The following is a 22,522-nucleotide window of genomic DNA, read 5'->3' as shown; positions in this document are numbered from 1 at the left end:
TTGTTTTTATTTAGTGAAACACTAATTTACGAACAAATGTTTGTATTAAAGGTTGTAAATCTGTTAAAATATAAACTGTTAATAACATACGTATGTAAAATATAGTTATATAAATTAAAATAAGTCGCGTGTTAAATGAGATATTTAAATTATGTTCGAGCAGATAGAAATATAATAGGAGGTTTGTGTCATTATGGAACACTACCCATTTAAATTACAATCGGATTTTGATCCTAAAGGGGACCAACCAGAAGCGATTCAACAAATTGTAGATGGTGTGAATGCAGGGAAGAGACATCAGACATTACTAGGAGCTACGGGTACTGGTAAGACATTTACAATGAGTAATGTGATTCAACAAGTTGGTAAGCCAACTTTAATTATCGCCCATAATAAAACGTTAGCGGGTCAACTATATAGTGAATTTAAAGAATTCTTTCCTGAGAATAGAGTCGAGTACTTCGTCAGTTACTACGATTATTATCAACCAGAGGCCTATGTACCATCAACTGACACATTCATTGAAAAAGATGCGTCAATTAATGACGAAATTGACCAATTACGTCACTCTGCGACAAGTGCATTATTTGAACGAGATGATGTCATTATTATTGCTAGTGTGAGCTGTATCTATGGTTTAGGTAATCCAGAAGAATATCGTGACTTAGTTGTCAGTGTTCGTGTTGGTATGGAAATGGACAGAAGTGAGTTACTTAAAAAATTGGTAGATGTGCAATACACAAGAAATGATATTGATTTTAGACGTGGTACGTTTCGTGTTAGAGGTGACGTTGTAGAAATCTTCCCAGCCTCTCGTGAAGAAATGTGCATTCGTGTTGAATTTTTCGGCGATGAAATTGATAGAATACGTGAGGTTAATTATTTAACTGGAGAAGTGTTAAGAGAGCGCGATCACTTTGCAATTTTCCCAGCTTCCCACTTCGTTACCCGAGAAGAAAAAATGAAATCTGCCATCCAACGTATTGAAAATGAACTTGAAGAACGTTTGTCAGAGTTGCGTTCCGAAAATAAATTGCTTGAAGCTCAACGCCTGGAACAAAGAACGAATTATGATTTAGAAATGATGAGAGAGATGGGATTTTGTTCAGGTATCGAAAATTATTCTGTACATTTGACACTAAGACCTATGGGTTCAACGCCTTATACATTGCTCGATTATTTTGGAGATGATTGGCTTGTGATGATTGATGAATCGCATGTGACATTACCACAAATCAGAGGTATGTATAACGGTGACCGTGCGCGTAAACAAGTACTTGTTGACCATGGTTTTAGGTTACCAAGTGCTTTAGACAATAGACCGTTAAAATTTGAAGAATTTGAAGAAAAAACGCAACAACTTGTATATGTGTCTGCAACACCAGGACCTTATGAATTAGAACATACAGATGAAATGGTGGAACAAATTATTCGCCCAACAGGATTATTAGATCCTAAGATAGAAGTTAGACCGACAGAAAAGCAAATTGATGACTTGCTCAGTGAAATACAAGAACGTATTAATCGAAATGAACGTGTATTAGTAACAACATTGACTAAAAAGATGAGTGAAGACTTGACCACGTATTTGAAAGAAGCAGGCATTAATGTGAATTATTTACATTCAGAAATTAAAACTTTAGAACGTATTGAAATTATTCGAGATTTACGTGTGGGTACCTATGATGTGATTGTTGGTATTAACTTGTTAAGAGAGGGTATTGATATACCAGAAGTATCTCTTGTTGTCATATTAGATGCAGATAAAGAAGGCTTCTTACGCTCGCAAAGATCACTTGTCCAAACAGTAGGTCGTGCAGCGCGTAATAGTGGCGGTGAAGTTATTATGTATGGTGATAAAATTACAGATTCAATGCGTTACGCGCTAGATGAAACAGAACGTCGTAGATCGATTCAACAAGCATATAATGAAAAACACAATATTACACCTACCACAATTAATAAAAAAATTCACGATGTTATCAGTGCTACTGTTGAAACAGATGAAACAAACGAAGCACAACGTACGGAAGTACCTAAAAAAATGACGAAAAAAGAGCGCGAAAAAACAATTAGCAATATAGAAAAAGAAATGAAACAAGCAGCTAAAGATTTAGACTTTGAAAAAGCAACTGAACTCAGAGATATGTTGTTTGAATTAAAAGCAGAAGGGTGACGAAAATGAAGCAACCATCCATTGTAGTTAAAGGGGCACGTGCCCACAATTTAAAAGATGTGGATATTGAAATACCTAAAAATAAACTTATAGTAATGACAGGGTTATCTGGCTCAGGCAAATCCTCATTAGCTTTTGATACGATTTATGCAGAAGGGCAACGTAGATATGTAGAATCGTTAAGTGCTTATGCAAGACAGTTTTTAGGACAAATGGATAAGCCAGATGTTGATACTATTGAAGGTTTATCTCCTGCGATTTCAATAGACCAAAAAACAACGAGTAAAAATCCAAGATCTACGGTTGCTACTGTTACTGAAATCTATGATTATATTCGTCTATTATATGCACGTATTGGAAAGCCATATTGCCCAAATCATGGTATAGAAATTGAATCTCAAACTGTACAACAAATGGTCGATCAAGTTTTACAACTTGAAGAACGCAGTAAGATTCAATTACTGGCACCTGTAGTAAGTCATAGAAAAGGTGCGCATGAAAAGTTAATTGATGACATTAGTAAAAAAGGATACGTACGTGTGCGTGTTGATGGCGAAATTACGGATGTAAATGAAGTGCCAAGTCTAGATAAAAATAAAAACCATACGATAGAAGTTGTTGTAGACCGACTTGTAATCAAAGAAGGTATTGAAACACGTCTTGCTGATTCTATAGAAACGGCATTACAACTAGCAGAAGGTAATATAATCGTAGATATCATTGATGGCGATGAACTAAAATTTTCCGAAAATCATGCATGCCCTATATGTGGATTTTCAATCGGAGAATTAGAACCACGCATGTTTAGCTTTAACAGCCCATTTGGAGCTTGTCCAACTTGTGATGGTTTAGGACAAAAACTAATGGTAGATTTAGACTTAGTTGTTCCTGATAAGGAGAAATCATTGAATGAAGGTGCAATTGTTGCTTGGGAATCTTCAAGTTCAGACTTTTATCCAACATTATTAAATCGTGTCTGTGAAGTATATAAAATAAATATGGATAAACCATTCAAAAAATTAACAGAACGCCAAAAAGATATTATTCTTTATGGTTCCAAAGATAAAGAAATTGAATTTACTTTCAAACAACGCAATGGCCAAACAAGAAAACGTACGATGGCGTTTGAAGGTGTTATCAATAATATCAATAGACGTTATCATGATTCACCATCAGAACTCGTTAGAGAAATGATGAGTAAATACATGACAGAACTTACATGTGAAACATGTCATGGCAAACGTTTAAGCCGTGAAGCTTTGTCTGTATATGTGGACGGGAAAAATATCGGTGAAGTGGTAGAGCACTCTATTAAAGATGCACTGTATAACTATGAACATATCACATTATCAGAGCAAGACAGAAAAATTGCTAATCAAATTTTAAAAGAGATTAATTCAAGATTAGAATTTTTATATAATGTAGGTTTAGAGTATTTAACACTCAATCGTGCCTCTGGTTCTTTGTCAGGTGGTGAGGCACAACGTATACGTTTAGCAACTCAGATTGGTTCGAGACTATCTGGTGTGTTATATGTTTTAGATGAACCTTCAATAGGATTACATCAGCGTGATAATGATCGGCTAATTAGCACTTTAAAAGAAATGCGAGATTTAGGAAACACTTTAATCGTTGTTGAACATGACGATGATACAATGCGTGCCGCAGATTACTTAGTAGATGTAGGACCAGGTGCTGGAGACCACGGCGGTGAAATTGTTGCGAGTGGTACGCCAAAACAAGTTATGGCAAATACAAAGTCTTTAACTGGTCAATATTTGAGTGGTAAGAAAAAAATCCAGGTGCCAGAATCACGTCGTGAAGTTACGGATAGAAAGATAAGTGTCAAAGGCGCACGCAGTAATAATTTGAAAGATGTTAATGTAGATTTTCCACTTTCAACGATGAATGTTGTTACGGGTGTATCTGGTTCCGGTAAGAGTACATTGGTCAATGAAGTACTTTATAAATCATTAGCTAAAAAGATAAATAAATCTAAAGTTAAACCAGGTGATTATGATGAAATTAACGGTATAGATCAACTTGATCGTATTATTGATATTGATCAATCGCCAATTGGTAGAACACCACGTTCTAATCCAGCAACGTATACAGGTGTTTTTGATAACATACGGGATATCTTTGCTCAAACAAACGAAGCGAAAGTCAGAGGTTATTCTAAAGGTCGCTTTAGTTTTAATGTTAAAGGTGGTCGCTGTGAAGCATGTAAAGGTGACGGTATCATTAAAATAGAAATGCACTTTTTACCGGATGTCTATGTACCTTGTGAAGTTTGTGGCGGTTCGAGATACAATCGTGAAACACTAGAAGTAACATACAAAGGTAAAAACATTGCGGATATCTTAGCTATGACTGCCGAAGAAGCAACAAACTTTTTTGAAAATGTCCCTAAGATACATCGGAAATTGAAAACTCTAGTGGATGTTGGTTTAGGTTATGTTACTTTAGGACAACCGGCTACGACATTATCTGGTGGTGAAGCACAACGTGTTAAACTTGCTTCAGAATTGCATAAACGCTCTACTGGTCGTTCAATATATATATTAGATGAGCCAACAACTGGTTTGCATGTTGATGATATTAGCCGATTATTAAAAGTGTTAAATAAATTAGTTGATAATGGTGACACAGTTGTCATTATTGAACACAATTTAGACGTTATTAAAATGGCTGATTATATTATTGATTTAGGCCCAGAAGGCGGAGACGGTGGTGGTACTATCGTTGCGACAGGTACACCAGAGGATATTGCAAAAGTGAAAGGAAGCTACACTGGACAATATTTAAAACCAGTATTAGAAAGAGATACAGTTCAAGCATAATAGTTTATTGACCAATCTCTGAAAAAATATATAAAATATTAGCTACTCCATACAAATAGGCATGTTGATGTGTCTGGCATATATGGAGTAGTTTTTTGATATCTAGCATTTTATCCCATTCAAGCTTATCCAACCTTGCTGGATTGTAACGACGTAATCATTTAAAATAAATGGGATTACTAACCATTTTAGTAATTTTATTCAAAAATAATATAGGGTATGATAAAAACGATAGGATTTATTTTAGACTTTTGTACTTTTTTATATAGATTATCAGTCCTTTTTGATATGATAATGACATATGAAATTTCAGGAGAAATATTAATAGAGGTGAACCTATGTTAACAACAAAGAGTTTAATTGAACGCTTTAACCTTGAGCTTATAGCTGGGGAGTCGGGCTTAAATAAGCAAATAAAAAATACAGATATATCAAGACCAGGATTAGAAATGGCTGGATATTTTTCGCACTATGCCTCTGACCGCATTCAATTGTTAGGAACGACAGAATTATCATTTTATAATCTACTACCGGATGAAGAGCGCAAAGGACGCATGAAAAAATTATGTCGACCAGAAACACCAGCAATTATATTGACAAGAGATTTAGAGCCACCGGAAGAGCTTGTAGCATCAGCGAAAGAATTTGATACACCACTCATTACGTCAACAATTGCAACAACACAATTGATGAGCCGTTTAACGACTTTCTTAGAACATGAACTTGCACGAACAACTTCGTTGCATGGTGTATTAGTAGATGTGTATGGTGTAGGTGTACTAATAACAGGAGACTCAGGTATCGGTAAAAGTGAAACAGCACTTGAACTAATTAAACGCGGTCACAGACTTGTCGCGGATGACAATGTAGAGATTAGAGAAATTAGTAAAGATGAACTGATTGGTAGACCACCTAAATTAATAGAACATTTATTAGAAATTAGAGGTTTAGGCATTATAAATGTAATGACACTCTTTGGTGCAGGTTCCATATTGACCGAAAAGCGTTTACGCTTAAATATTCATTTAGAAAATTGGCATAAAGATAAATTGTATGATCGCGTTGGTTTGAATGAAGAAACATTGCGTATTTTAGACACTGAGATTACTAAAAAGACCATACCAGTTAGACCTGGTCGTAACGTAGCAGTTATCATTGAAGTTGCAGCGATGAACTATAGACTTAATATCATGGGGATTAATACTGCAGAAGAATTCAATGATCGCTTAAATGCTGAAATTATGCGTAATGGTAGCAACAATAAGGAGAATAAATGATGATATTGAATTACATTGATCCAATTGCATTTGAGCTTGGTCCAATATCTGTTCATTGGTATGGCATTATCATCGCCGTGGGTATATTATTAGGTTATTTTATTGCTCAGGGAAGTGTTAAACGCATAGGCTTTGATAAAGATATATTAATTGATATCATCTTTTGGAGTGCAATTTTTGGTTTTATCGTAGCTAGAATTTATTTTGTTATTTTCCAATGGCCTTATTATGCGCAACATCCAATAGAAATACCTATGATTTGGTATGGAGGGATCGCAATCCATGGCGGTCTGATTGGCGGTTTTATCGCAGGTATTATTGTATGTAGACAAAAAAATATCAATCCATTTCAAATTGGTGATGTGATTGCACCGAGTTTGATTTTAGGACAAGGTATTGGCAGATGGGGTAACTTTATGAATCATGAAGCCCATGGTGGTCCTGTGTCTAAATCATTTTTAGAAAATATGCATATACCGGACTTTATTATTAACAATATGTATATTGATGGCCAATACTATCACCCAACGTTTTTATATGAATCCATATGGGATATTCTAGGTTTTGTTATATTAATTTCATTAAGAAAGCATTTACGTATAGGTGATACTTTTGCACTATATCTTATCTGGTATTCTATAGGTAGATTCTTTGTAGAAGGTTTACGTACAGATAGTTTGATGCTCACGAGTGATATACGTGTTGCGCAACTCATGTCTGTCGTACTTATTGTTGCGGGCATTGTCCTTATGATAATTAGAAGAGTGAGATATAATGCACCAAGATATAAAGATGTTGGCCCTTTAACATGGTCAAAGCAAAAGGTGAAGTGATAGAATATAATGCGTGACTTAAAAAAGCTAAAAGTTAATGGTAAAAATCCATTATGGCATATGTATCGCTACATAAGCCATGTCAAAATGTTTAAACAAACAGTGATTATAGAAGTTTGTCGTTACTTACCTAATGTGAAATTAAAACATTGGATGTATCGTAATTTATTAAATATGAATATAGGTGCACATACTGCATTTGCTTTTAAAGTTGTACCTGATTTATTGCATCCCGAGTATATAACGGTTGGTGAAAACTGTATCATAGGTTATAACACAACTATTTTAACGCATGAATTTTTAGTAGATGAATTTCGAACAGGGCATGTCTATATTGGAAATCACACGTTAATCGGAGCTAATGTAACAATCTTGCCTGGGGTAAAAATAGGAGATCATGTGAAAGTTGGCGCAGGTACTGTTGTATCCAGAGACATCCCGAATCACACGTTAGCATATGGAAATCCAATGCAACTGAAACAATGACTAAATACAGGAGGTGAACATGGATGGCGCAAAACAGCAATAAAATTATTTCAATGAAACTTGACAGTCCTTTTTATAAAAAATTAGCTGATCAAAAATATCAACAGCAAGATTATAAAAAGGCAGCAGAATACTATGAAAAAGTGCTTGAAATGTCACCCCAAGAAATTGATGTTTTTGAAATTAAAGTAAAATTATCAGAATGTCTAGCACATCTTGGTTATAACAATAGAGCAGAACATATTTTTTATGAAATGATTGCTAAACAAGAATCGATAGTGGATAGTTACTATCAACTCAGCCAATTAAATATTACGCTCAATGAAGCAAATAAAGCCTTTTTATTCGGAATGAATTATGTCATTTTAGCAGATGATGACGACTACCAAGAAGAATTAGAAGAAATGTTTGAGGTTACTTATAACTCTGAAGAAAAGATTGAGGTTGAGTGCCAATTATTTGCGGTTCAGCTCATTTTTCAATATTTATTTTCACAAGGCAGACTGCCCGAGGCAAGAAACTTTGTTTTAAATCAAAATGAAGCGATTCAAGATCATCGAGTAGTTAGAAATTTATTAACCATGTGTTATCTTTACCTCAATGAATATGATACTGCTAAAGTAATGTTTGAACGTTTGCTTAATGAGGATAATACTGATGTACATGCACTTTGTCATTACACTTTATTGTTATATAACACCAATGAAAAAGAAAAATATCAACGTTATTTGAATATTTTAAGTAAAGTCGTACCTATGAATGATGATGAATCGTTCAAGTTAGGTATTGTACTTTGTTATTTAAAACAATATGAAGCTTCTCAAAAATTGCTGCAACCACTTTATAGAAAAGGGAAATTTCTCTCTATACAAATGTACAATGCATTGAGCCACAACAATTATCATCTCAATCATATCGAAGATAGCAAATATTTTTGGTCTAAGTTACAAGAAATATCTAAGGTTGATGTAGGTTATGCGCCTTGGGTAATTGAGCAAAGTAAGGCGTATTTCAACCAACAAGTATTGCCACTATTATTGAGTGATGATAGTCATCGGAGGTTATACGGGATTTTCTTATTAAATCAATTAAAGGGTCGTGAAGTCTTACTGACACAAGACATATGGGCTGTTTTAGAAGATATGAATGATTATGAAAAATTATATTTAACTTACCTCATTCAAGGTTTACAGTTAAATAAGTTAGATTTTATTCATAGAGGCATGTTAATGTTGTATAATATTGAATACTTGAAAAATAACTCAGAATTATTTATCGTATGGATTGATAAAGCAGAGGCGATTATAGCAGAACAAGCAGATTTAACTAATGTAGATGATTATGTGGCTGCTTTTGTTTATATGTATTATCGGAGTATGGATACTAAGATTACTAAACAACAAGTATTAGAATGGTTTGATATAACGGCTTATCGTTTAAATAAAACAATAGACTATTTGGTAAGCATATAATTTTATGAAATGCAAGAAATCATATATAATGCGTATAATGAATTAATAAACAGGAGGCAATTTAAATGGCTGAACAAGTGGATTTTGATGTTGCGATTGTAGGTGCAGGGCCAGCTGGTATGACTGCTGCCGTGTATGCATCACGTGCAAACTTAAGTACTGTAATGATTGAACGTGGTATGCCAGGTGGACAAATGGCAAATACAGAAGAGGTTGAAAACTTCCCAGGTTTTGAAATGATTACTGGGCCAGATTTATCAACTAAAATGTTTGAACACGCTAAAAAATTTGGCGCAAAATATCAATATGGTGATATCAAATCAATTGAAGACAAAGGTCGATATAAAGTCATAAATCTTGGCAACAGTGAGATTACTGCACGAGCTGTGATTATATCTACTGGTGCTGAATATAAAAAAATCGGTGTGCCCGGTGAACAAGGATTAGGTGGCCGTGGTGTGAGTTATTGTGCGGTATGTGATGGTGCATTCTTCAAAAACAAAAAATTATTTGTTATCGGCGGTGGAGATTCAGCAGTTGAGGAAGGTACATTCCTTACAAAATTCGCTGACAGTGTAACAATCGTTCACCGTAGAGATGAACTACGTGCGCAAAAAATCTTACAAGATCGTGCTTTTAAAAATGATAAAATCGACTTTATTTGGAGTCATACACTTAAAACAATCAACGAAAAAGACGGTAAAGTTGGTTCAGTTACTTTAGAATCAACAAAAGATGGCGCTGAACAAACTTTCGATGCTGACGGTGTTTTCGTATACATTGGTATGAAACCATTAACGGCACCATTTGAAAATTTAGGCATTACAAATGAAGTAGGCTATATTGTCACTAATGAAGATATGAGTACGAAAATCCCAGGTGTTTATGCTGCTGGAGACGTACGTGCAAAAGGCCTACGCCAAATCGTAACTGCAACAGGTGACGGCAGTATTGCAGCACAAAGTGCAATTTCTTATATTGAAGAATTAAAAGATACTATAGAAGCATAAGATTAAAATATATTATTTATAGAATTTAATTGGATAATAACGGGATTCAGACAGGCTAGAATGTTTCAACCATACATTAATCATGTAGGTTTAGCATTCTAGCTTTTTTACATAATCGCATTTTAAGTGTAAGTGTGCAGTGTTAGCTCTATGAATCGCTTGTGTGAGGTATAAACCTAATATATGTATATTTCAGGAGCTATATACTAATTACGTCGCACAGACGCTAATCTATTATAAATTATGTTAATTGAAAAATTGAAAAGTGCTCAGTTACATTTGTGGACACAAATTTATTTCATTTAAGTCAGTCTACATAGTACTTAGGGTCGATTAAGTGATAAAACTACTACCAAAGTCGTTTTTCATGTAAAATATAATGTGATAGCATAGTGGTCATAAACTGACTAAGTTAAAATGATTGCGTGGTTTGAAATAAAATTCCAGAACAATAAATGGAATGTCTAAAAATAATCTTTGGATGGTGTAAAGTAATGCAACGAGAAGAAAAAGAAGTGACTAAAAGTGAATTATTAGTTGTAACGGGTTTATCTGGCGCAGGTAAGTCAGTTGTAATACAAAGTTTAGAAGATATCGGTTATTTTTGTGTAGACAATTTACCTCCAATACTGTTGCCGAAGTTTGTAGAATTAATGGGTCAAGGAAATCCTTCGTTGCAAAAGGTAGCCATTGCCATTGATTTAAGAGGGAAAGAACTTTTCAAATCATTGATTAAAGAAATCGATCAAATCAAAAGTAACTCAGACATTATTGTTGATATGATGTTCTTAGAAGCCTCCAACGAAAAGTTGATCTCGCGTTATAAAGAGACACGACGTGCGCATCCATTAAATGAACAAGGGCAACGCTCGTTAATTGAAGCAATTGAAGAAGAGCGCAGTTTACTCTCTGAGATTCAAAGTTTAGCAAACTACACGATTGATACATCATTTATGAAACCCAAAGAGCTTCGTAAGCGAATTGGAGATTACTTTAATCAAAGTAATTATCAAACATTCAACATTAATGTAACCAGTTTTGGTTTTAAACATGGGATTCAGATGGATGCGGATTTAGTGTTTGATGTGAGGTTTTTACCAAACCCGCATTATGTAGATGAATTAAGACCCCTAACTGGAGAAGATGAAGCAGTATATAATTACGTTATGAAATGGAAAACAACAAATATTTTTTATGAGAAATTGATGGATTTATTAAAATTTATGATTCCAGGATATAAAAAAGAAGGTAAATCACAACTTGTGATTGCTATTGGTTGTACCGGAGGCCAACATCGTTCTGTAGCTCTGGCGAAACGCATTGGTGCAGAACTCAACGAAAATTTTGACTATAATGTATATGTGCATCATAGAGATGCTCAAATTGAAAGTGGCGTGAAGCAAAAAAATGAAAAGAATTAAACTTGTACTTATTGGCGGAGGTACAGGTTTATCTGTTTTAGCACGTGGTTTAAAAGATTTTCCAATAGATATTACGACCATTGTCACAGTTGCTGATGATGGGGGTAGTACGGGGAAAATTAGAAGCGAAATGGATATTCCTGCACCAGGTGACATACGAAATGTAATTTCAGCACTCAGCGATTCAGAATCAACAATTGAAAGATTGTTCCAATATCGTTTTAAAGAAAATCAAGTTGAAGGTCATTCTTTAGGTAACTTATTAATAGCTGCATTAACGAATATGAATGACGATTTTGGACACGCAGTAAAAGAATTAAGTAAAATTTTAAATATTAGAGGTCGAGTAATACCGTCTACAAATTCCAGTGTACGCTTAAATGCAGTGATGGAAGACGGTGAAATTGTTTATGGCGAATCAAAAATTCCTAAAAAAAATAAAAAGATAGAACGTGTATTTTTAGAACCAGAAAATGTAGAACCTATGGAAGAAGCTGTTGAGGCGATAGAAGATGCTGACTTAATCGTTTTAGGACCAGGTTCCCTATATACAAGTGTAATTTCTAATCTGTGCGTTAAAGGTATTGCGGATTCATTATTAAAATGTGATGCGCCAAAGCTATATGTATCAAATGTTATGACGCAACCTGGGGAAACTAATCATTACACTGCTTTAGATCATGTTGATGCAATACATAATCACATGGGACGTCATTGTATAAACTATGCTATATGTAGTACTCAGACGTTTAATGCTGATGTTATACGTCGTTATAAAGAAGATGGCGCAGATCCAGTTAAATGCAACATGAAAGATATGGAAGCACAAAATATAAAAGTTTTTACACACGAAAACCTAGTAGAAGTGTCACAAGAAAATTATGTTAGACATAATACAGAGGTCTTGTCTAAAATGATTTACGAGATTGCCATGAGTGAAACAGAAACGATTGAATTTAACAGAGATAAATAAAATAGTAAATAAACTAAGTATTAAACTTAGATAAGAAGGGGCTGAAGATGTATGAGCTTTGCATCAGAAATGAAAAATGAACTTACGAGAATAGAAGTAGATGAAATAAATGCAAAAGCAGAGCTCAGTGCACTCATACGGATGAACGGTGCACTCAGTCTTTCAAACCAACAATTTGTGATAAATGTTCAAACTGAAAATGCTACGACAGCAAGACGTATATATTCTTTAATAAAAAAAGTATTTAATGTTGAAGTAGAGTTACTTGTAAGAAAAAAAATGAAATTAAAAAAGAATAATATTTATATTTGTAGAATTAAAGCTCGTGCCAAAGAAATTTTAGATGAATTAGGTATTTTGAAGAATGGTGTTTTTACGCATGAAATAGATGAAGCAATGATCCATGAAGATGAAATGAAAAGAAGTTATCTACGTGGTGCATTTCTAGCAGGTGGATCAGTGAATAATCCTGAAACATCTTCCTATCATTTAGAAATATTTTCATTGTATGAAGATCATTCAGAAGGCATTACGAATTTAATGAATGAATATGAACTTAATGCGAAACATCTAGAACGTAAAAAAGGAAGCATCGCTTATTTAAAAGAAGCTGAAAAAATTTCTGATTTCTTGAGTTTAATCGGTGGTTATCAAGCGTTGCTTAAATTTGAAGATGTGCGTATTGTCAGAGACATGAGAAATTCTGTAAATAGATTAGTTAATTGTGAAACGGCTAATTTAAATAAAACCGTTAGTGCAGCGATGAAGCAGGTCGAAAGTATTCAATTAATAGACCAAGAAATCGGGTTAGATAACTTGCCTGATCGATTACGTGAAATAGCGAAATTACGAATAGAACATCAAGATATTTCTTTGAAAGAATTAGGCGAAATGATGTCTTCAGGTACAATTTCAAAATCTGGTGTCAATCATCGTTTAAGAAAATTAAATCAAATGGCTGACAAAATCCGAAGCGGTGAAACAATCGAACTTTAATTAGTTTTTCTTAAAAGAATGTGGCATTTATTACAAATGATAAGACTAAATTTAAAAATATATTAAAATGTTATTGAAAAAAACTACGTTTTGATATTATAATATTCTAATTAGATTTATAGATGACGCCTCATAAGAGGTGTCTTTTTTAATAGGGCTACATTTTCTGAGGATCTTACGATGCCTTATTAATACTAAATTAAGTTTTGACACTTAAATGTGCTGCTATTGTAATCTAAGTTTAGGAATAGCTAAGTCAATTATTTAGGTATGGATTGAATATATACATAACATATGACGTGATTATAGTTTAGATTAAATCGAACAGAATGGGAGTGAATAAATGTCAGCATTAATAAAAAATCATTATAAAAGTATTATCTTGTGTTTAGTTGGAACGTTTATTAACGCTATAGGTGTAAATTGCTTTTTACTAGGATCAAATTTAGGTGATGGGGGTACAGTCGGTATCGCACTAGCCTTGAAGTATACCTTAGGCTTTTCTCCAGCTTGGTCTTCTTTAGTTATTAATACAATCGTTGTTTTTGTTGGTTGGAAGTATTTAAACAAAACAATCGCTGTTTATACCGTCATCTCAAACACGGCACTCTCATTCTTTTTAAGAGTAACTGAAAATATAAATTTAGGTATAGATGATTTTGTTATCAACTCTGTATTTGGTGGTGCAATTATAGGAATCGGTGCTGGACTAGTAATTTCTACAGGGAGTACACTTGGAGGCACATCTGTCATTGCTAAAATCATAAGTAAGTATTCAGAAATGAAAACATCACAAGGTATTTTTATTTTAGATGGTATTGTCGTCTTATCTTTCTTAATGGTATTACCATTAAAAAATGTGTTATTTACGATTATCATGTTATTCATTACAGAAAGAGCGACTTCATTTATCATTGAAGGCTTTAATCCTAAAAAAGGCGTTACGGTCATTTCTAGTAAGAATGAAATTATCAGTGACAAAATAAATTCCTTTACCGGTCGGGGCTCGACACTATTAAATGGAAAAGGCGGTTATGCTAAAACTGAAACAACGATGTTATATGTTGTTGTACCTCAGTCTCAGGTGACCAGAGTTAAAAAATTAGTCAATGAAGTAGATGAAAATGCCTTTTTAGTTATTCACGATGTGAGAGATGTTTTAGGCAGCACGTTTATCAATGTGAAATAATGGTGATATATTTAAGTAGTTAAATGTTTAAAAATAATCATAAAATCATTTTCGCGAAACTTTAAATGCTTGAATCACAATAGTTAAGCCATTTAAACGTTATAAATGAAGAAATTTGTTTTTAAATCTTATGAATCGTTGTTTTATATTTTACGTGGTGTAGAAATATAAAAAGGACTTTCAATGACTGAAAATAAAAGTCATTGAAAGCCCGATAAATCACTATTTAAGGTAATGTCTTATAACGAAGAACATTCAATTATCCCTCGAAGGGCATATTATAAAGTGATTAAACGTTGTTATATAAGCTTTTTCTTTACTTTGTGGGGACTATTTGGGGACTGAAATATAAATTATAATAAAAAACCACCTAATATTTATTATTAAGTGGCTTAAATAGTTTCTAATAATTTCATTGCTTTTTCATCTTCACGTTCATAGGTTTCCTGAAGTAGGTGGGAGTAAATGGATTGTGTTGTGGCTGGATTGGAATGCCCTAAATGTTTTGATATATATAGTATTGAAAAGCCATGATGTATGAGTATAGAACAGAAACTGTGTCTTAGCGAGTGAATAGTTATCTCTTTTATATTTAGATTAGCACATGCTTTTCTCAGTACTTTGTTTACAGCAGCGTTAGTTATCGTTTTACCATCAACAGTAAAGATGTAACCACTGATATTAGTAGGTCGTGAATCAATAAATGATTGTATACGTTTCATAGTTACTGCATCAATACTTATTATTCTGTCTGATGTTTCGGTCTTGGTACCTCTTAAATGAATTTTATTATTTTTAATATCCAGATCTTCACGTTTCAATTTAGCGATTTCTGAAAATCTACCACCTGTTGCAAGTGCTACTAATAGCACAAGTGATGAGGTGGTATTTTTTTGTTCAAAATAATGTTTAAGTTTTTTGAATTCTGATTCGTTAATAAACTTCATTTCTTCCGTCTTAGCTGGAATAGATGCGTGTAATTCTGCTTTGTATGTAGGGTTTTTAATAACATAACCTTCATGTATAGCATCATCGAATGCATTGCGTATATAACTATTCAACTTTCTAATCGTTTCATAACTATGCGTTAAACCGTACTCATTGAGAAACTTTTGGTATTCAGTACGTTTAATATCTTTTAATAACTTGTATCTAAAATGGTCTTTAATATGCTTGTATGCAGATTCATAATGTTTCTTGGTTGATTCCGATACGTGAGGCTTTTTATTAACTTCATACCATTGGTAAAAGTAGTCTGCGAACGTCACATCATTACTTATAGCATATCCATTTCTCATTTTATACTCTAAATCTTCTGCAATTCGTTTAGCTTCTTGCTTAGTACGATAACCACCTTTTTGAACTTTTTTGCGATTGCCTTCATCATCTACATATGAGATTGAATATCTCCATGTTTTACCTCGCTTTTCAAAGCTTGCCATAGTTATCCCCTTTAATAGACTTTAAAATTCTATCAATTTGATAATATTCTTGATTATATGATTTTTCGTTAATTTTATGTTTATTATACAAGTCGTTCAATTGTGATAAATGAATTTTATATTTTAAAACAATATAATCTTCGATGTATTTATTTATATGTTCTTTGTCGCTTATACTCAATTTAATTTTGTTAAAGTATTTTGGATTTTCTGAATCTGTTAAATGAAACATTATATCATTTATTGGAAAATCAAAATGCTCTTTATCGCTTTCTCCATTTCGTTTTTCATATTTTAAAGAATTAATTTGTGAAGTATCATCTTCGTAATCATTAACTAACGCATTCATTAATGACGTACTATCATCTAAATAAGTGGCAAGTTGGATTTCACCATTTGCTATTTCGTTTATATTATTAATATAAAAATTCATTTCAGAAAAATTGGAATTGGTAATAAATTTCAAATAGTTAGTGATAAATCTTTTGTTTGGAATAATTTTTGTGCCATTTTCAATGCCACTAATATGGCTTTGAGAATATCCTAACACGTCACCAATTTTTTGGGCAGACACTTTATATTTTTTTCTAGCCTTCTTTAACTCTTCGCCTATTTTAGAGCTTAATTCTTTTTCAATCATTTTCAATCACCTCTATATGAATAGTAACATTAAAAACTTTTTAAAGAAATAGAAAATTACCACTAGACATAAATTGATAAATATAGTAGAGTTAAATTAAGTTAAAAGAGATAAAAATTTATCTCTAGAAATGAGGTGAACGTAAATGATTGAAGTCAAAGCCCCTAAAGAATTAAATAAGCAAATCGTAATGAGTGGCAACACGAAAAATAGTTTTGCATCTTTAATAGGAGTTTCTCCTGCTACTTTAACTATCTTATTTAAAGATAAAAAAGTTAGTCCTAAAACTGCAAAACTCATTACAGATAGTTTGGGAATAAACTTTGATGATTTTTTTAAAATAAAGGAGGCGTAACATGATTAAACAAATTTTTGACGACAAAGAAATTCGTTTTATCGAAAAAGACGGAGAGTATTGGGCAATAGCAGGTGATGTTGCTAAAGCATTAGGGTATTCACACACACCACATATGACTAGATTATTAGATGAGAGTGAAAAGGCTGTCCATAATGTGGACACCCTTAAAGGTAAGCAAAAAGCTGTAATTATTTCAGAAGTAGGCATTTACGAAGCTATTTGGAATAGTAGACGTGATGAAGCTGATGAGTTTAAGAAATGGGTTAAGCAAGTTATTAAAGAGTTAAGACAATCAATCGGATTAAAGCAACATGAAGTATTTGATTTAATGGATAAGCAGCATCAACGAAAAGCTATGGACGTTTTGCAAAAAGGTTTATCTAATCCCAATAAGATTAGTTATATGAAATGTCAAACTGTAGTTAATAAATGTGTTTCAACATTGTTTGGTTATGATAAAGCTTTGAAAAAAGAACAAATGAGTGAGGATATGTTAATTATTCGTCAACAAATTTTAGATGACACAGTCGATTTAATGACTTCTATTAACAAATTTGGTTTAGATATTTCAGTCAGTAAAACTATCTACAATAAATACTTAAATACACAAGCTACTGCTTAATAAGGAGGTGAAAATAATGCAAGAACAACTACAAGAAAGTGAAGGTATTGTAATTATCAATGAACCTAAGCTTGTGTGGTCATTCAAAGATTTACAGTCACACATGCAATTATCAAGGAATTCAATTATGAAAAAACTATTGCTAAATCCAAAATTTAAAAAGGATATTGAAAGGTATGTACATGAGCCTAAATCACAAGCAGATCATTACAAGTTTTTAGCAGAACCAATGAAAGATTACATCAAGAAAAATTTTAACGAAATATATAATTCTTAGGAGGATAGAATGAAAACATTTATAGCATTAATTACCGCAAGTGCTTCAGTGTCAGCAGCAGTAGGAATATACACAGATGACATCTTTAATGCGCTGGCATTATATACACCACTATCACTTATATCAATTGTGATAAAAGATAGTTTGGAAGATAGAAGAATCAGACGTAAATATAAAATAGGAGAGAAATAATATGACATAAGATGAATATATCGTACAAACAGAAAAAATGCATCATATTTTAGGTCAAAGTGACTATGCAAATGAATTGATGAAATGGTTAGTAGATTACTGCAATTCAAAACCACTTGATGAAGAAATCAGCGAAGATTTGGGAGAACTACTATTCAATTTAAATAACAAGTTATTTATTGATTTAAATGATTTAAAAATGCAAATGAAACAAATTAGAGAGGGAGCTAAATAATGAATCAAACACAATTAGAGATATTATGCGATATTCTAAACACATTTGAAGCAGTCATTGATAATAAGCAAACAGAATACAAGCATAAGGTAAAAGAAGGTAAGCATGAATGGGTTGAAATAAAAAATCATGAAGAACATTTGGAAGCAATGATGGAATGGGCAATGCAAAAACTAGGGAGTATGGAGGTTAAGTAAAATGAACTGGAATCAGAAAGATTTGATATGTGAATTTGAATTATTGAAAGAAAAAATTGATGATGTTGTAACAGCACACGTGTGGCATGGTGATGAAATGTTTACTAAAAGAGATTTAACAACTAAAGATGAAAAAATAAGCTATGCAATTGGTTATAACGAATCTCGTATACAACATGAACATACAACTGAGTTAATGCTAGTGTATCTAAAGCAATTTGATAAGTTAATCAAAGATTTTAAAGCATTAGATATAGAAAAAGCGTCATCAGATGAATGTTTGGCGACAGAATCTGACAACGCATAGATGAATTTCGATAACAATAAAGCAAAACAAGCATGGAATAGCTTATATATATAAATATATTATATCATTCCGTGCTTCGTTTTTGAAGTGAATAGGGAGGAATTTAATGGCAATTAAGGAAAAAGATAAAATCATTGAAGTCAATGCGCTAGAAATACCCGATGAATTAAAACAATTGCCTAAATGGGTATTGTGGCGTGCTGAATGGATAGAAAAACAACAAGTATATAGCAAAGTCCCATATAGCACAGAAGGTTATAAAGCAAGTTCTACAAATGTTAGTACATGGCTTGAATTTCAAGATGTCATTTCACTTTGTGATAGTGATGAACAATATAATGGCATTGGCTTTGTATTAAGTGATGATGATAATTACATTTGCTTGGATATAGATGATGCAGTCAATCATGATACTGGTCAATTAAAATCTGATCTAGCAATAGAAATGACTGAATTAACTTATTGTGAATTATCACCGAGTGGAACAGGCTTACATTGTTTCTTCAAAGGTACATTACCAGATGAACGCAAAAAGAAACGTACTGACTTAGATATTGAATTGTATGACACAGGGCGCTTTATGACTGTTACAGGTCACACCATCGGGCAAAGTGAAATTTGTGATGACCAAGAAACTATTAATAATATTGTTGAAAGGTATTTTAAAGCAGAACCTAAAAGACAAAATTTAACAATTGCTAAAACTGGAAGCAGTATTTTTACAGATGATGAAATCGTTAAAATGATGATGAAGAAAAGCAAATATAAAAAACTACTTGCTGGTGAGTATGAAGATATTTTTGATAGTCCTAGTGAAGCAGTACAAAGTCTATTAAGAGTATTAGCTTTTTATACTGGTAGAGATAAGTTACAAATGGAACGAATATTTTTAGCCTACAATAATCTTACTGACAAATGGGACGAAAAGCGTGGCAATTCAACGTGGGGAAATAACGAACTGGATACAGCTATTGTAAACCAAGAAACAATATACGAGCCTAATTTGAGAGGTACAGGGCAATCGCTTAGATACACTATATCATTGATTCGAAACGAAGAGTTAGCATTTATGAAAGCAGAGTTTGAGAAAGCGAAAGAAAATGGTGAAGCATCAGGTAGACCACCACAAACAATTGGAACAAATAGATGTGCTGTATTGCTCAATGATGTAATAAAATTCGTGATATTCGATTTAGAAGAAAATACAAAATTAGCAATGTATCAAAGCGAAAAAGGCATCTACACACAGAACACTGCAATTATTAAACGTATTATTTCTTGGTTAGAGCCTAGACACAATGAGAAGAAAGCACAAGAAGTTATATATCATTTAACTAATATGGTAGATGTTATAGATAAAACAAACGAACCACATTTAATACCAGTAAATAACGGTGTGTTTAACAGAAAAACTATGAAATTAGAATCTTTTACACCTAACTATGTGTTTACTACTAAGATTTCAACTAATTATATTGATAATCCTAAAGCACCAGTTATTAATGGTTGGAGTTTTGATAGCTGGTTAGAAGAAGTTGCATGTAGTGATAGAGAAGTATTTACATTATTATGGCAAGTTATTAATGATTCATTAAATGGAAACTACACACGCAAGAAAGCAATATTCCTTGTAGGTGATGGAAATAATGCTAAAGGCACTTTCCAAACGTTACTTACTAACTTAATCGGTTTTGATAATGTAGCGAGTCTTAAAGTTAATGAATTTGACCAAGAGTTTAAATTAGGCGTACTAGAAGGTAAAACACTTGTGATCGGTGATGATGTTCCTGTAGGCGTAAATATTGAGGATAGCTCGAACTTTAATAGTGTAGTTACAGGTGATCCAGTGCTTGTAAATATAAAGAATAAACAACCATATCGTACAGTTTTTAGAACTACAGTAATTCAATCTACAAATGGTATGCCGAGATTTAAAAATAAAACTGGTGGTACAAACAGACGACTTTTAATAGTACCATTTAACGCAGATTTTAACGGTACAAAAGAAAATCCAGATATCAAAGAAAAATATCTTGCTGATAAAAAGGTACTAGAATATGTACTTCACAAAGCTATAAATTTAAATTTCAACAAGTTTATTCTTCCTAGAGTGTCAGCTGAATTATTAGAAGAATATGTTCAAGATAATGACCCAGTATATGATTTTAAAGTCACAGAGTTTGATAAATGGAATGTTGATAAAGTACCTAAAACGATTGTTTATTACAGATATAAATTTTTCTGTGAACGTAGTGGTTATAAACCTCTTTCTGAAAGGAAATTCTGCAAAAGTTTTGAACGATATCTTGGTAAAAATTGGAAGGTAGATAAACCTAGATATTATTCAGTGAATGACTTACAAGCAAAAGTAGGACATTTTGACCCTACACTTTTACCACATGGGGAACAAAAGCAATCGTATATAAATACTAATTTGAAAGTAGTGTGAATGAAAGTGTGAATGAAATGATGAATAAATTGAAATTTCATTCACACCTATTAAATGTTGATATTACGGCGTTTATAGTACATTCAATCACATTTATATGAACTATTGTGAACGAAATATTATTGTTCATTACCACCTCTTAAGTGTTGGTATGACAAGGTTTATAGACAAAAGTGTGAATGGAATTTCAATTTTTAAGAAGTTAATATACAAATAACTAAAAGAAGTAGGACATTAATATATAAGAAGTTTTTTCTTGATTTTCATTCTTTCATTACCAGTAAACTACTAAACACGTTGTGGCAGTAAGAAAAATCAGTGGTAACGAACTGGTAATGGTGGTAATGAAATGGCGTTTTTGGTAACGAAATAAAATAAGTAACGAACAAAAAGGAGATTAAGAAAATGAGATACCTATGCAATAGTGGCAACAGATATGGAACATTAGTAACTAAAAATAATGTAAATCGTGTGATTATAGAATTAACTTATTAAACATATTTCAAAATAGGAGGACTCATAAACTGTGTTAATGCATTCAATACCAACTGATTCATTCAAATTAAATAATAAGAAACTCAACTTTAATGATATTAAGAATTTAGAAATTGCTAACAAACCTATTTGTCACATCTATAAAACACAGGGCAAGTATCAGTATTTAGAAATAGACTTTATAACATGTGATTGGTGTTTGTCGAGTTTAGGACAGGCAACACTGCAATCAAGGTTAAATACTGAATCAATTTTCTTGTGGTTAAGAGGGTACAATTTGAAACTCAACTATAACAGTGTAGGGCATATGACAATATATTTACGTGGTGATCATTTAGCGATTAATTATTTACTAGATGAAATTAATAAACTCACTGCAGATGCTAAATATTGGCAGAAATACAGAGATGGTAAACGTATGTTAGAAATTGATAGAAATAGTCACTATGTTATGCCGACCCACCATATTAAAGGTAATACACAGAAAATAAGTTAAGGGAGTGTTTCCATGAATCACAAACGGATAGCACATCAAATTCTCTACCCATGTGAACAATGTATCTGTTAGGTATATTGATTGACTGGTAAGGCAATATGCTAGAAATAAGAAAGACTTTAGTGCAATAAAGCGA

Annotated in this window: 22 protein-coding genes; 20 read left to right on the top strand and 2 right to left on the bottom strand. The window is 32.6% G+C overall.

The window, feature by feature from the left end:
* The first annotated feature begins 190 nt into the window (after positions 1-190).
* The 11 genes from uvrB to CD032_RS07325 all read left to right on the top strand — a co-directional run bounded on the left by uvrB (position 191) and on the right by CD032_RS07325 (position 14,676).
* Positions 191-2,176, top strand: coding sequence for an excinuclease ABC subunit UvrB (gene uvrB / locus CD032_RS07375; protein WP_026034809.1), 1,986 nt, complete (start codon positions 191-193; stop codon positions 2,174-2,176).
* A 5-nt stretch (positions 2,177-2,181) separates the two neighbouring features.
* Positions 2,182-5,019 (top strand): excinuclease ABC subunit UvrA, encoded by a 2,838-nt coding sequence (gene uvrA / locus CD032_RS07370; RefSeq protein WP_103211356.1) that lies wholly within the window; start codon positions 2,182-2,184, stop codon positions 5,017-5,019.
* Between the two features lie 338 nt (positions 5,020-5,357).
* On the top strand, positions 5,358-6,296 hold the full coding sequence (gene hprK, locus CD032_RS07365; RefSeq protein ID WP_019469487.1) for an HPr(Ser) kinase/phosphatase: 939 nt from the start codon (positions 5,358-5,360) through the stop codon (positions 6,294-6,296).
* Positions 6,293-7,129 carry a prolipoprotein diacylglyceryl transferase gene (gene lgt / locus CD032_RS07360; protein WP_026034808.1) on the top strand — a complete coding sequence of 279 codons (837 nt, stop codon included), beginning with the start codon at positions 6,293-6,295 and terminating at the stop codon, positions 7,127-7,129. The genes hprK and lgt overlap by 4 nt, the downstream gene beginning before the upstream one ends.
* A 9-nt stretch (positions 7,130-7,138) precedes the next feature.
* Positions 7,139-7,615 carry an acyltransferase gene (locus tag CD032_RS07355; protein ID WP_019469485.1) on the top strand — a complete coding sequence of 159 codons (477 nt, stop codon included), beginning with the start codon at positions 7,139-7,141 and terminating at the stop codon, positions 7,613-7,615.
* Between the two features lie 23 nt (positions 7,616-7,638).
* Positions 7,639-9,087, top strand: a complete 1,449-nt coding sequence (locus CD032_RS07350) for a tetratricopeptide repeat protein (protein ID WP_019469484.1) — start codon at positions 7,639-7,641, stop codon at positions 9,085-9,087.
* Between the two features lie 65 nt (positions 9,088-9,152).
* A complete protein-coding gene (gene trxB, locus CD032_RS07345) occupies positions 9,153-10,097 on the top strand; it encodes a thioredoxin-disulfide reductase (RefSeq protein WP_064263788.1) in 945 nt (314 codons plus the stop codon).
* 494 nt (positions 10,098-10,591) lie between these two features.
* A complete protein-coding gene (rapZ, locus tag CD032_RS07340; RefSeq protein ID WP_019469482.1) occupies positions 10,592-11,518 on the top strand; it encodes an RNase adapter RapZ in 927 nt (308 codons plus the stop codon).
* The gene (gene mgfK, locus CD032_RS07335) at positions 11,505-12,491 is read left to right on the top strand and encodes a gluconeogenesis morphogenetic factor MgfK (RefSeq protein ID WP_103211355.1); all 987 of its coding nucleotides are present in this window, start codon (positions 11,505-11,507) and stop codon (positions 12,489-12,491) included. The genes rapZ and mgfK overlap by 14 nt, the downstream gene beginning before the upstream one ends.
* A 51-nt stretch (positions 12,492-12,542) precedes the next feature.
* The gene (gene whiA / locus CD032_RS07330; RefSeq protein WP_019469480.1) at positions 12,543-13,487 is read left to right on the top strand and encodes a DNA-binding protein WhiA; all 945 of its coding nucleotides are present in this window, start codon (positions 12,543-12,545) and stop codon (positions 13,485-13,487) included.
* A 343-nt stretch (positions 13,488-13,830) separates the two neighbouring features.
* Entirely contained in the window at positions 13,831-14,676 is an 846-nt protein-coding gene (locus tag CD032_RS07325) for a YitT family protein (RefSeq protein WP_103211354.1), read from the top strand.
* Between the two features lie 392 nt (positions 14,677-15,068).
* On the opposite strand, the gene CD032_RS07320 is transcribed toward CD032_RS07325, so the two are convergent.
* Entirely contained in the window at positions 15,069-16,118 is a 1,050-nt protein-coding gene (locus tag CD032_RS07320) for a site-specific integrase (protein WP_103211353.1), read from the bottom strand.
* On the bottom strand, positions 16,105-16,758 hold the full coding sequence (locus tag CD032_RS07315; RefSeq protein WP_103211352.1) for a helix-turn-helix domain-containing protein: 654 nt from the start codon (positions 16,756-16,758) through the stop codon (positions 16,105-16,107). Before CD032_RS07315 ends, CD032_RS07320 begins: the two co-directional genes overlap by 14 nt.
* 145 nt (positions 16,759-16,903) lie before the next feature.
* Between CD032_RS07315 and CD032_RS07310 the strand changes: the two genes are divergently transcribed.
* The 9 genes from CD032_RS07310 (at position 16,904) to CD032_RS07270 (ending at position 22,386) form a co-directional block, all read left to right on the top strand.
* The gene (locus CD032_RS07310; protein WP_103211351.1) at positions 16,904-17,113 is read left to right on the top strand and encodes a helix-turn-helix domain-containing protein; all 210 of its coding nucleotides are present in this window, start codon (positions 16,904-16,906) and stop codon (positions 17,111-17,113) included.
* Position 17,114: 1 nt separating this feature from the next.
* The gene (locus CD032_RS07305) at positions 17,115-17,738 is read left to right on the top strand and encodes a BRO-N domain-containing protein (protein ID WP_103211350.1); all 624 of its coding nucleotides are present in this window, start codon (positions 17,115-17,117) and stop codon (positions 17,736-17,738) included.
* 16 nt (positions 17,739-17,754) lie between these two features.
* The gene (locus tag CD032_RS07300) at positions 17,755-18,015 is read left to right on the top strand and encodes a DUF771 domain-containing protein (protein WP_103211349.1); all 261 of its coding nucleotides are present in this window, start codon (positions 17,755-17,757) and stop codon (positions 18,013-18,015) included.
* Positions 18,016-18,024: 9 nt separating this feature from the next.
* Positions 18,025-18,207 (top strand): hypothetical protein, encoded by a 183-nt coding sequence (locus tag CD032_RS07295; protein WP_103211348.1) that lies wholly within the window; start codon positions 18,025-18,027, stop codon positions 18,205-18,207.
* Between the two features lie 37 nt (positions 18,208-18,244).
* Complete coding sequence (locus CD032_RS07290; RefSeq protein WP_103211347.1) at positions 18,245-18,442, top strand: hypothetical protein; 198 nt, start codon at positions 18,245-18,247, stop codon at positions 18,440-18,442.
* Positions 18,442-18,639 carry a TscA family type II toxin-antitoxin system antitoxin gene (locus tag CD032_RS07285; protein WP_103211346.1) on the top strand — a complete coding sequence of 66 codons (198 nt, stop codon included), beginning with the start codon at positions 18,442-18,444 and terminating at the stop codon, positions 18,637-18,639. The genes CD032_RS07290 and CD032_RS07285 overlap by 1 nt, the downstream gene beginning before the upstream one ends.
* Before the next feature lies 1 nt (position 18,640).
* The gene (gene tscT / locus CD032_RS07280) at positions 18,641-18,946 is read left to right on the top strand and encodes a type II toxin-antitoxin system toxin TscT (protein ID WP_103211345.1); all 306 of its coding nucleotides are present in this window, start codon (positions 18,641-18,643) and stop codon (positions 18,944-18,946) included.
* 106 nt (positions 18,947-19,052) lie between these two features.
* Positions 19,053-21,395, top strand: coding sequence for a phage/plasmid primase, P4 family (locus CD032_RS07275; protein WP_103211344.1), 2,343 nt, complete (start codon positions 19,053-19,055; stop codon positions 21,393-21,395).
* Between the two features lie 532 nt (positions 21,396-21,927).
* Positions 21,928-22,386 (top strand): hypothetical protein, encoded by a 459-nt coding sequence (locus CD032_RS07270; protein ID WP_258026247.1) that lies wholly within the window; start codon positions 21,928-21,930, stop codon positions 22,384-22,386.
* The last annotated feature ends 136 nt before the right edge of the window (positions 22,387-22,522 follow it).

The organism is Staphylococcus cohnii subsp. cohnii, from assembly GCF_002902365.1.
In the GTDB taxonomy this organism is placed as follows: Bacteria; Bacillota; Bacilli; order Staphylococcales; family Staphylococcaceae; genus Staphylococcus; species Staphylococcus cohnii.
The sequence above is the reverse complement of the archived record's forward strand: the minus strand, read 5'-3'. Positions and strand labels throughout refer to the sequence as shown.